Raw genomic sequence first — 593 nt, 5'->3', positions numbered from 1 at the left:
GCTGGCGCGTCCGCTGGCGAGGCTGAAGAGTATGGACAATAACGGCCTGCTGCGGCGCACGCTGATCGCCTGGTTCACCCATAACGTGCAGCCCAGCGCCACGGCGCGCGCGCTCTTTATTCACCGCAACACGCTGGAGTATCGGCTTAACCGCATTTCAGAGCTGACCGGGCTGAACCTCAGCCAGTTTGACGATCGTCTGCTGCTCTATGTGGCTTTGCAGCTGGACGAGCAGAGTTAAGGCGACAAAAAGGCCAGCATGAGCTGGCCTTCAGGTTGACGATAAGCGGGGCGCTGGCGCGATTAGCGGCTGTTGCGGGTCAGCTTGTCCAGATCGCTCTCGATCTCGCTAATTTTATTGGTAACCACGCTCTCCAGATGACGCAGATCGGCAAGGATCTTGCGCTTCAGATCCACTTCCACCTGATCGCGCTGGCAAATCTGATCCAGCTCATCGATCACGTAGCGCAGATTTGGGCTGATCTCCTGCACCTCTTTGTAACCCTGGTTGATGTTATCCGCTACCACGGTTTTGCGCTGGCGCGGATACTTGAACTTCACGCTTTTAGCGAAGAACTCGCCTTTATCTTTGC

General features: G+C 56.3%; 2 protein-coding genes. One reads left to right on the top strand and one right to left on the bottom strand.

Annotated features, from left to right (window positions below; all coding sequences use genetic code 11):
• The coding region (locus tag B3797_RS00050; RefSeq protein WP_311790023.1) for a helix-turn-helix domain-containing protein at positions 1–241 on the top strand (241 nt) is incomplete at its 5' end.
• Between the two features lie 62 nt (positions 242–303).
• Here B3797_RS00050 and B3797_RS00045 read toward each other — a convergent pair.
• Positions 304–593: DUF3461 family protein (locus B3797_RS00045; RefSeq protein WP_311790022.1), on the bottom strand; the 290-nt coding region annotated here is incomplete at its 5' end.

Source organism: Pantoea sp. UBA5923 (assembly GCF_002431095.1).
Taxonomy (GTDB): Bacteria; Pseudomonadota; Gammaproteobacteria; order Enterobacterales; family Enterobacteriaceae; genus Pantoea; species Pantoea piersonii.
This window is presented reverse-complemented; position numbering and strand designations above follow the sequence as displayed.